We start from the raw sequence: 11,161 nt of genomic DNA, 5'->3' as shown, positions 1-11,161 counted from the left end.
CTATAACTGTTTGGTTCCTTATTGCTACGATACCCTTTTCGGTCGGACCGAACACATGGCCGGTCAAAACTATATTGTAGCTAATCAAAATCATACCGTGGTTAGCCGAAATGGATATCTGCCAGGTCAAAACCATATTGTGGTTAACAGGAAGGATACCACAGTTAGCCGAAACAAATGCACGGCCATTAGAAACGAACACGTGACCATTCAAAACTATATCGTGGCTAACGGAAACGATACCATGGTCAGCCGAAACGAATACACGGCCATTAAAAACGAACACATGGCCAATCAAAATGATATTGTGGTTAACCGGAACCATACCGTGATTAGTTGAAACGGATGCGCGGCCAATAGAAACCAGTAGGTTTTCAGTAATTGCGATACCCTTCAGGCCAAAAACGATATGGTGCCGGTCTGAAACTTTATCGGGTTTATATCAGTGTATTACTTGAACCCGATATAAGTAGCCTAAAAATGTAACTGCCAGCAGTTAAATATTATATTTAGTTCACCGAAGTGCCCAGGACGGGCAGCAAAACCGCCCGTTTTTGAACAATAAGTGTTCAGTATCGGACAATTATTATATCTGTGATTTACTCAAAAAACTGATTATGAATATGTTATTTTTTTGGCTCGGTTACTGTGTATTATATGGCAATGACTAAAGACCCCGGTTTAGCATAGCAGCCTGCCTATGACTTAAAAAAGGGGAAAGCATAACAGGATAGAAGCAGGAACAAAAATTAAAAAATATGATTCGTAATCATCTCAAAATAGCTTGGAGGAGCTTGTTAGCAGACCGCAAGTTCTCATTGATCAATATTGTAGGGTTGGCCATCGGACTCTCCATTTCCCTGTTACTTTTCCTCTTTGTGATCCACGAACGTAGTTTTAATCAGATGTATGCAAACAAAGATCACATTTACCGGATGTTATTGCATACCCAGGGAGATCACGGCGAAGAGATCTGGTGTAATGCTCCGGCAGCTTTAGCTCCTGCACTATCCCAGGATATTCCCGGAATAACTTCCAGTGTACGTATGTTAAAACACGATTTTGGCGACAGGGCCTTCGTAAATGTTAACCTAAACAACAAACAGCTTATCGAGCCCCTTCTTTATTGGTGTGATGACACTTTTTTTACCATTTTTGATTCGGAATTTATCCAGGGAGAACCTCAAAAGGCTCTTACCCGCCCCAATACCGTTGTCCTCACGGAAACCACGGCCAGGCGTTATTTCGGAGACCGGGATCCTATGGGACAGATGATCACTGTTGATTACAATATTGAACTGGAAGTAACCGGGATCATTAAAGACCTTCCGGATAACAGTACCATAGATGCCAATGTCATAGCCTCATTTAAAACACTGAACTATTATCGCAACCCTTCCTGGGGCAATGCCAGTTTTGAGACCTATTGCCTTGTTTCTGATACTTTTATACCGGAAACTGCCGAAAAGGAAATACAGCAAATGCTCGATCGTTATGTGAAAAAAGAGGAGCAGTGGTATCATTTTTCCCTGCAACCCCTGGAAAAAGTACATTTGTATTCCGTGGGTTATACCAACCTATATTCCTCTCGTAAAGGCAGTATCCGGGAGGTACGGATTTTTTCGTTCCTGGCACTGTTAATCCTGCTTATTGCCTGTATAAATTACATGAACCTGGCCACAGCGCGTTCGCAAAAACGTATAAAAGATGTAGGTATCAGTAAAACCCTTGGGGCTTCTACCCGTAGCCTTATCTCCCGGTTTTATACCGAAACCGCGCTGATCACCGGAATTGCAATAATATTGGGCGTTTTGCTGGCTTTTGCTGCTGTGCCCCTGTTTAATAGTATTACGGAAAAACAACTGGATATAAATCTCGTGTTCTCCTTAAAATTTATAACCGCCATACTGGTCGTTTGGATACTTACCTCATTTATTGCAGGTTCCTATCCGGCATTATACCTTTCCAGGGTTTCGCCCAAAGAAGTTATGAGCACCTCCGCCCGACAGGGAAATATGGCCGGAATGGTCCGAAAAGGGTTGGTGGTCCTGCAATTTTCTGCTTCCGTGGTCCTGATCATTGGTGTTACTGTTATTTATCAGCAAATTCAGTTTATCCTGCAGAAAGACCTGGGCTATGACCCGGAAAATGTCGTGGCCATATCTGCCGCAGTAGCGGTAAAAAACAATTCTACCGAAGCATTGCTCGATGAATTCAGGAAAGCCCCCTCGGTCTTACAGGTAAGTATGGTACAGGGGTTTCCCGGAATGGAAGTTAGCAGTCGTTCCCTTTATGTGAGCGAAAACGACCCACATGGTATTTCCCTGCAATCCAATCGTGCAGACCACACGGTAACAGAGGTCCTGGGGCTCCGTTTGCTGGCCGGGAGGCCCCTTCCCCGTTTTAAACAGGAACGGGACACCACTGTTGATGTCATCCTGAATAAAAAAGCTGTAGACTACCTGGGATACACGCCCGAAGAAGCTATTGGAAAAAGGGTCCATGCCGGATTGGGAAACAATTCTTATATCAGGGGCGTGGTCAATGATTTTAATTTTTCGTCACTGCATTCTCCCATTGGAGCTTATTCATTTCACAACGGCTCCATGGAGCCCAAAAGACGTCTTTTGGTCCGTTTTAATAGCGATAACCTGCCGGCAACCCTCAGGGATTTTGAAACCCGGTTCAAAAAGATCGTACCGGATTCGGCTTTTGACTATACTTTCCTGGATAAAAACACCGAGCAACTTTATGCCGCGGAAAAACGCACCGCACGGGTCGGGCTGGTCTTTTCCGTCCTTGCCATTTTTGTAGCCTGTCTGGGCCTATTTGGCCTTGCAGCGTTTACTGCGGAACAGCGGAACAAGGAGATCGGTATACGTAAAGTCCTGGGGGCTTCGGTATTCAGGATTACCAGGTTGCTTTCCAAAGACTTTTTAAAACTGGTGTGCCTTGCACTTATCATTGCATTTCCCCTGGCTTACTGGCTTATGGACAAATGGCTCCGGGAATTTGCATATCGTATTGAGATCAGTTGGGTAACGTTCCTGATCACCGGAATAAGTGCATTGCTGATTGCCCTTATCACCATAAGTTTTCAATCGGTAAAGGCTGCCATGCTAAACCCGGTAAAGACCCTGAAAGCAGAGTAATGACAAAACTAACAGCTTACGGACAACGAATGTTCAGTACCGGATAGTTGTCTTACCCTGAATTTATTCAATATTTTGATTATAAACACATTAAACTTTTGGCTCGGTTGCTGTATATTGTAAAAGCCAATAGTAATAAAAGCCCGGGGAACAATATAGACCTCTCTATCTGAAGCTCTTAGGAAAGAGAGCAGAAACAGAAATTAAAAAAACATGATCCGGAATCATTTTAAAATAGCCTGGAGAAACCTCTGGAAGAACAAGACGGTTTCTGTCATTCACATCATCGGCCTGGTCACCGGCATGACCTGTTGCCTTTTGATGATCCTTTATATACAACACGAACTGAGTTACGACAAATTCCAGGAAAAAGGCGATCGCATCGTACGCGTTATTATGGAATACGGCCGGGATGGAGATGATGTAAGAAAAGGGAATTTTACAGGTACCAAGGTCCTGTCTGCCTTTAAAAACAATTTTCCCGAAGTGGAGAACGGTGTGCGCATGTATAAGGAAAATACCGTGGTCAGGACCGGGGACGTTGTATTTGAAGAGGACCGGTTCCTGTATGCCGATTCGGCTTTTTTCGATATATTTTCCTCGTTTCCGCTACTCAAGGGAACTTCCAAAAAAGTGCTGGATGCGCCTCATAAAGTGGTGCTTTCTGCAACTACGGCCAGAAAGTATTTCGGCCGTGCAGACCCCGTAGGCCAGACCATTCAGGTGGGGGCCGACCAAACCGATTACCTGGTGGCCGGTGTAGCTGCAGATTGTCCCTCCAACTCCCAGATCAAATTCGATCTGCTCGCTTCCTTTTCAAGCCGGCAGGCCGCCCGGACCGAAGAAACCTACTGGAGTGCCAATTATACCACTTACCTTTTGTTGAATGACCGGAAGGCCATAGCCTCCCTTCAGCCCAAGATAAGCCCGTTCATGAAAAGAGAAATGGCTGCGGATGAAGACAACGACGGCTCCTATCTCACTTACGAACTGGAACCCTATACCCGTGTACACCTGTACTCGCCTTACGACGGTTTTGAGCCGAACAGCAATATCCAGTACCTGTATATTTCCGGATGTGTTGCACTGCTTATCCTGGTCATTGCATGCTTCACCTATATCAACCTCAGCACGGCCCGCTCGCTGGAGCGTGCCAGGGAAGTCGGTATCCGAAAAGTTGTCGGGGCTTACCGGCAGCAGGTCTTCTGGCAGTTTATCAGCGAATCTGCCCTGCTTACTTCCTTTGCCCTGCTCCTGAGTATCGGGCTCACCCTCTTATTACTTCCGGCATTTAACAGCCTTACCGGAAAGTCCCTGCTGTTCTCCGATATGCTTCGGCCCGGGATACTGGTAAGCATGCTGGGAATATTGCTCTGTATCTCTTTCCTTGCCGGTAGCTATCCGGCTTTTGTACTGTCCGGTTTCAAATCTGTAAAAGTGCTTAAGGGATCATTTCACCGTTCTACTTCCGGGCATTGGCTCAAAGGGTCGCTTACCGTGTTCCAGTTCGGCATCTCCGCCTTTCTTATTATCGCCACACTGGTCATGCAAAGCCAACTGCACTACATCCGGAACAAGGAACTCGGATACGACCGGGAACACGTGCTTGTATTTCCTCTCGATGGTAAGATCACCCAAAAAATGGACCTTATCAGAAAAAAGTTAAAACAAAACCCGAATGTCCTGGCTGTATCCAGGGCTGCCGAACTGCCTACACAGATCAAGGGCGGATACAGCATGTGGACCGGTACGATGACACCCGAACAATCCTTAATGTCGTTCGGTAATCCCATCGACGAAGAATACCTTGAGGCCTGTGGCCTGCAACTCATAGCCGGCCAGGGATTGTCGGAACAGGATATGCGAGATGCATCGTATGAAGATGCAGATAAAAATTACTATCACTTTATTTTAAACCAGTCTGCCGCCGCTGCATTGGGGTGGACGCCTGAAGAAGCCATAGGAAAAAAGGTGAATTTCAATTACAGGAACGGAGAGGTCAAGGGCGTTATAAAAGATTTCCATTTTGCTTCGATGCACACTTCCATCAAGCCACTGGTACTCTTTCCCGATACCTGGGGCAGTAACCTTATTGTCAAAACCTCGGGCCATGATCTTTCCGGAACCATCTCTTTTTTAAAAGACAGCTGGGGCAAGATCATTACACACCGTCCCTTCGATTACCGGTTTATGGACGAAGCTTTTGACAATCTTTATGCCAGTGAAATGCGAATGGGAAAGATCCTCGGGATCTTTTCGACCATTACCATTTTGCTCGCCTGCCTGGGACTCTTCGGCCTGTCGGCTTATACCATAAAGCAACGCACCAGGGAGATCGGGATACGCAAAGTACTGGGAGCTCCTGTTACAGGTATTGTCCGCTTGTTATCGGTGCGTTTTATAAAACTGGTCTTACTGGCTTTCCTTATCGCTTCGCCCCTGGCCTGGTGGGCCATGAACTCCTGGCTCCACGACTTCGTCTACCGTATAGATATCCAGTGGTGGATGTTTGCCATAACGGCACTGGCAGCTGTGGTCATTGCCCTGGTCACCGTAAGTTTCCAATCGGTCAGGGCGGCCATGCTAAACCCGGTAAAAACCCTGAAAACGGAATGATCAGTTCTGGACGTATGACCGCTAGACGTAAGATACAAGACATTAAAATATGGATGAAAATGGTGTTAAACACAATCTTATAAACCAAGGGCTGTAAAGTTTGATTACTCTTTAGCCTTATGTCCTGAAATCTTAAGTCTAAGACTATTGGGTTTTGTATCTTTTGTCATGTAACTTAGCCCATACACAACAAAATATGGTTTGAATGGAATATTACAGGAGATTGATTGTAACAGTTTGTCAATCTCATTCAATCTTCCCGCATAGCGGGATCAATCTCCCGTCAATCTTTCAATAATACAGGTTCGCCCACGGGTCCCCGGCCAATACCGGGAAAGGACAAAACTGCCCGTATGCGGACAACGAGTGTTCAATATCGGACAGTTGTTATATACAGGATTCATGCAAGATTTTGATTATAAACACATTAAGTTTTTGGCTCGGTTGCTGTGTATTGTAAAGACCAATAGTAGTGAAAGCCTGTGAACAGCATAGTTTCCTCTATCTGAAATCCCGAAAAATGGGAAAGCCTAACGGGGAATAGAAACAGAAATTAAAAAAACATGATCCGGAATTATTTCAAAATAGCCTGGAGAAATATACGATTCAATAAGACCTACTCGGTGATCAATATCGCCGGTTTAAGTATTGGTCTGGCTTCTTTTTTACTTGTGTTTACCGTGGTCATTAATGAGTATAGCTATGACAAACAATGGTCTAAGGGAGATAGACTTTTTAGACTGACCAGTGAAAATACCGCTACGGGAGAGAAAAGAGTCTCCACCCTTTCTCCGTTAGCACCCCTGCTGGCTGAGAATTTTGAACAGGTAGAAACATATTCAGAAATTTTACATCGCTCTGTGCCATTCGTATTTAATGAGGATCCGGTTGAACTCAACAGTCTTCAGGTAGATCCCGGGATCTGGGATTTACTCGATATAAAAACACTTCAGGGTACACCTCAGAAATTTAATGCCGGGTATCCGAATTTAGTGATCTCGGAAAAAATCAGGGACCGCTATTTTCCCCATACCAATCCGGTAGGAAAGATCATAAGAGATATTTCAAATTTCGGAGAATCTTCAGAATATCTTATTACCGGTGTAATTGAAGATCTCCCTGTAAACACGCATTTGCGGGCAGAAGCTCTTATTATAGACAAGCCTCAAAACACAGATCTTAATTCCGGCAGGTTTGTCCCTTACAGTACGAATTATATCTTATTAAAACCAGGAGTTTCAAAGTCTTCATTGATCACAGCTATAAACCAGTGGTACACTAATTTGGAGAACAAAAAGGAGAAAATTAAATTTTCTTTACAGCCCATACAGGATATTTATCTCAATTCTGATGAATATTATCAGGAGATCAAAGGAAATAAGAGGAATATCAATATCCTTACCGGTGTTGCCATATTATTATTGCTGATTGCCTGTATTAATTTCGTGAACTTAAGTACGGTAAGAACTTTAAAGAAAAACAGGAATACCGGCTTGAGAAAGATCCTGGGAGCGAGCAGAAAAAAACTGATCTTTCAATTTCTGACAGAGTCTTTTCTGTTTTTTGGCCTTAGTTATATATTGGGACTCATAACTTATCACCTTTTCTTGCCTTTTTTAGAAAATTTCCTGGGTAATTCCCTGGCGCTTACTTTTACCGGTAATCTCCGGCTCCTATTCCTTAGCTTTACACTTCTCCTTTCCATAAGTTTGCTGACAGGGATCTATCCGGCCTGGATCATTTCCCGGCCTGACATGACCCATGTGGTAAGTAACCGGTTTAAAACAAACCGGAGATCAGAACTTTTCCGGAAAAGCCTGGTGGTGGCTCAATTTGTAATTACCGTCGGGATTATTATTTCCACACTGGTAATAAACAATCAGCTTGAATTTTTAAATCAGAAAGACCTTGGTTTTAATAAGGAGAACCTGCTTAGGATTAATTATACGGCCTGGGGGAATAAGGGCGAAGCCTTTAAAAAAGAGATCCGGAAAATTCCGGGTGTCGAGGCTGCAAGTATCGGCCAGTGGATCCCTTCCAGTGCGGGAGGAACATGGTCTGCTGATATCGATGACCCGGGATCTCCGGGAAATACGATCAAAACCTGGTATATCGATGCCGATAAAGACCTTTTTTCTACCATGGAACTGGAAATTGTGAAAGGAAGAAGCCTTAGAAATGATTATTCATCAGAGCAGATAGACCCTTCCACCTCCGAAGAGGAGGAGGCCGGGATTGAGAACCGTCCGGTTTTAATAACCTCCTATACGGCAGAGCGTTTAAATATTGAAAAACTGGACCAGGCTTATGAAGAAATACAGGGGATCCCTGTGGGGGTTATTAAAAATTTCCACAACCAAAGCCTTCGGAACCCTCTTGCCCCAACTATAATCCGCTCTGCAAAAGAACTTCAGTATGGAAATATGCTCGTCAGGGTAAACACCGATTCTCCCCGGCAAATTGTAAGCCGGATAGCACAGGAATACAATGCATTCTATCCTGAGAACCTGTTTAATTATTCCTGGACAGCCAAAGACCTGGAAAAAGAGTTCCGTGCAGAAAATAAACTCAGGACCGTATTGACCTGGTTTAGTTTGTTAATTGTTTTTCTTTCGTGTTTAGGCCTTTTTGGGTTAATTACTTTTATCATTCAAACAAGAACCCGGGAAATAAGTATCCGAAAAGTACTTGGTGCTTCGGTGGCCCGAATATTTGGTATTTTTTCCAAAGAATCGTTAATATTGATCCTTATAGCCATTATTATTGCTACCCCGGTTGCATGGTATTTATTAAATACATGGCTTTCGGGTTTTCCTTATCGAATAGAAATGAGTTTCCTCACTTTTCTTCAAAGTGCTTTGATCGTAATCCTTATTGCCTTGAGCACTATCGGGGTCAGGATTATAAGAGCCGCCTTAAAAAGTCCTGCTGAGAACTTAAGAACCGAATAATTATGATCAGAACCTATATAAAAACCGCCTGGAGGAACATCCTTAAGAACAAAGGGGTCTTTTCCTTAAATATTGCAGGCCTGTCCATCGGGATCGCCTGCTGCCTGCTCATCGTGCTCTTTGTCACGGATGAACTAAGCTATGATAAATTTCATGAAAAAGCGGATAATATCGTCCGGGTGGTCTTCAGGGCAAAAGTAAACGGTGAGGTGATCAAAGAGGCCGTGGTCATGGCCCCTGTTGCACAAACCCTGAAGGAAGAATTGCCGGAGGTCCTGGATGCAACGAGGATAAGGAGGATCTGGATGCCGAAAATGCGTTATGAAAATACCACTTACCGGGACAGCCGTTTTGCTTATGTTGATCCCAACTTTTTCGATATCTTCACTCTCCCGGTCATAAAGGGGAACCAGGAAAATCCTTTAAAAGAACCCGGGACCATAGTGCTGACCCGGGACGAAGCCCGAAAGTATTTCGGAAACAGCAACCCCATAGGAAAGATGCTGGTTATGGGTGATGCCGAAGAACAGTTCAGGGTCACGGCCGTCATAGAAAATATCCCGGAAAACTCGCATTTTCATTTCGATATGTTCGCCTCCATGGAAGGGTATCCCTATGCCAAAAACACCTTCTGGACAAAATCGGATTTTTTCACTTACCTGTTGCTCCGGGAAGGCACCGACCCGGAATTACTGGAAGACAAATTACCTCCGATCGTTGAAAGCCATATGGGGCCCCAGATGAAAGATGAAATAGGAATGTCCTTTGCCGAGTTTACCAAAGACAATCAACTGGGCCTCTTCCTTCAGCCCCTGACCGATATTCATCTGAACTCTGATTTCGCAAATGCCAGCGAACTGGAACAGGGCGGAAATATCAAATACATCTATATATTCGGAGCCATAGGCCTTTTTATGCTACTGATCGCCTGCATTAATTTTATGAACCTGTCCACAGCTACTGCGGCCAAAAGAACCAAAGAAGTGGGCATTCGCAAAGTCCTGGGTTCTGAAAGGAAACAGCTGATCTCCCAGTTCCTTACGGAATCGCTTATAGCCACACTGATCGCCATGGTCATAGGTTTTTTCCTTGTAATACTGGCCCTGCCTTTCTTCAACAACCTGTCCGGCAAAGCATTGAACCCCGCTTTTTTACTAAAGTTCCGGACAGGGGCCGTGCTGCTCGTTATGATGGCCTTCATAAGCCTGACTGCCGGTGGTTATCCTGCTTTTTTTCTGTCTTCATTTAAACCGGTAGCAGCGTTAAAAAGTAAATTCTTTACCGGAAAGGGTACAAAAGGCCTCCGGAGCGGACTGGTCGTATTCCAGTTTGTCATATCAGCAGGACTTATCTTTGCCACCCTGGTCGTGGGGCGGCAAATGTCCTACATCCAGAACAAGAATGTCGGCTATGACCGGGACCAGATCCTGGTATTGAGGGATGCCCATCTTCTGGGCCACAACAAAACGGCATTTAAAAACGAAATTCTCAAAGACCCCAGGGTAAAAAATGTAACCACTTCTGCCTATGTTCCCGCCGGTCCCACCAATAACAGTATGTCCGGTGTTTTCCTGGGAGACCGGTACCAGCGAAGAATGCACTATTACAATATCGATGAAGAGTATCTGTCCGTTATGGGTATGGAGCTTGTTGCCGGGAGAAATTTTTCCAAGGTGTTCGGAGCGGATTCTCTGAATGTCATCATCAACGAAACCGCAGTGGAAACGCTGGGGTTTAAAGACAACCCCATCGGAAAGACCCTGACCAGGGCTAATGACAAGGGAGGAGAAGAACTGACCGTAATAGGCGTGGTCAGGGATTTTCACTTCAAATCCCTTCACCAGCCCATAGAACCCCTTATTTTACGGTATAATTCCTACGGCGGACTTATTTTGAGGACTACCGTAGCCGATATGTCCGGACTTATCGAAAGTATACAAAAACTATGGAACCGCTTTGACTCCGGCGAACCGTTTACCTATGCCATCCTGGACGATTCCTATAAAGAAACCTATCGCGCCGAGCAAAAAATGGGAGACATACTCCGCATCTTTGCCCTGCTCACTATTTTTGTAGCCTGCCTGGGCCTGTTTGGCCTGGTAACGTTTACCACGGAACAACGGCTCAAGGAAATAGGGATACGGAAAGTCCTGGGATCGAGCGTAGCGCAGATCGTTACTTTGCTTTCAAAAGACTTTCTGAAACTTATACTCCTGTCCTTTGTCATAGCATTCCCCATCGGGTACTATTTTATGGACAGGTGGCTCAGGGATTTTTCCTATCGCACGGATATCCGGTGGTGGGTATTTGTCCTGGCAGCACTCATTACCGTGTTTATTGCCCTGGTAACCATCAGTTTCAAAAGCGTAAAAGCTGCATTGGAAAACCCCGTAAAATCACTAAAAACAGAATAACAACGAATTAAACCTTTTTGTACAAGTA

5 protein-coding genes are annotated in these 11,161 nt (G+C 44.7%); all 5 read left to right on the top strand.

Going from position 1 to position 11,161, the window contains the following annotated elements; translation table 11 throughout:
- Positions 1-139 precede the first annotated feature (139 nt).
- The 5 genes from KN811_RS16470 to KN811_RS16450 all read left to right on the top strand — a co-directional run bounded on the left by KN811_RS16470 (position 140) and on the right by KN811_RS16450 (position 11,133).
- Positions 140-340, top strand: a complete 201-nt coding sequence (locus tag KN811_RS16470) for a hypothetical protein (protein WP_187963911.1) — start codon at positions 140-142, stop codon at positions 338-340.
- A 418-nt stretch (positions 341-758) separates the two neighbouring features.
- Positions 759-3,152 (top strand): ABC transporter permease, encoded by a 2,394-nt coding sequence (locus tag KN811_RS16465; RefSeq protein WP_187963910.1) that lies wholly within the window; start codon positions 759-761, stop codon positions 3,150-3,152.
- A gap of 213 nt (positions 3,153-3,365) precedes the next feature.
- A complete protein-coding gene (locus KN811_RS16460) occupies positions 3,366-5,768 on the top strand; it encodes an ABC transporter permease (protein WP_187963909.1) in 2,403 nt (800 codons plus the stop codon).
- A gap of 563 nt (positions 5,769-6,331) precedes the next feature.
- Complete coding sequence (locus KN811_RS16455) at positions 6,332-8,719, top strand: FtsX-like permease family protein (RefSeq protein WP_187963908.1); 2,388 nt, start codon at positions 6,332-6,334, stop codon at positions 8,717-8,719.
- 2 nt (positions 8,720-8,721) lie between these two features.
- Entirely contained in the window at positions 8,722-11,133 is a 2,412-nt protein-coding gene (locus KN811_RS16450; protein WP_187963907.1) for an ABC transporter permease, read from the top strand.
- The last annotated feature ends 28 nt before the right edge of the window (positions 11,134-11,161 follow it).

This window comes from Sinomicrobium weinanense (genome assembly GCF_018863395.1).
Taxonomy (GTDB): domain Bacteria; phylum Bacteroidota; class Bacteroidia; order Flavobacteriales; family Flavobacteriaceae; genus Sinomicrobium; species Sinomicrobium weinanense.
Note: the sequence above shows the minus strand (reverse complement) of the source record. Positions and strands in the feature narration are given on the sequence as shown.

Excerpts from the sequence above, each read along its gene's own strand:
- KN811_RS16465 (WP_187963910.1), top strand. The coding sequence starts at position 759 with ATGATTCGTAATCATCTCAAAATAGCTTGGAGGAGCTTGTTAGCAGAC.
- KN811_RS16460 (WP_187963909.1), top strand. The coding sequence starts at position 3,366 with ATGATCCGGAATCATTTTAAAATAGCCTGGAGAAACCTCTGGAAGAAC.
- KN811_RS16455 (WP_187963908.1), top strand. The coding sequence starts at position 6,332 with ATGATCCGGAATTATTTCAAAATAGCCTGGAGAAATATACGATTCAAT.
- KN811_RS16450 (WP_187963907.1), top strand. The coding sequence starts at position 8,722 with ATGATCAGAACCTATATAAAAACCGCCTGGAGGAACATCCTTAAGAAC.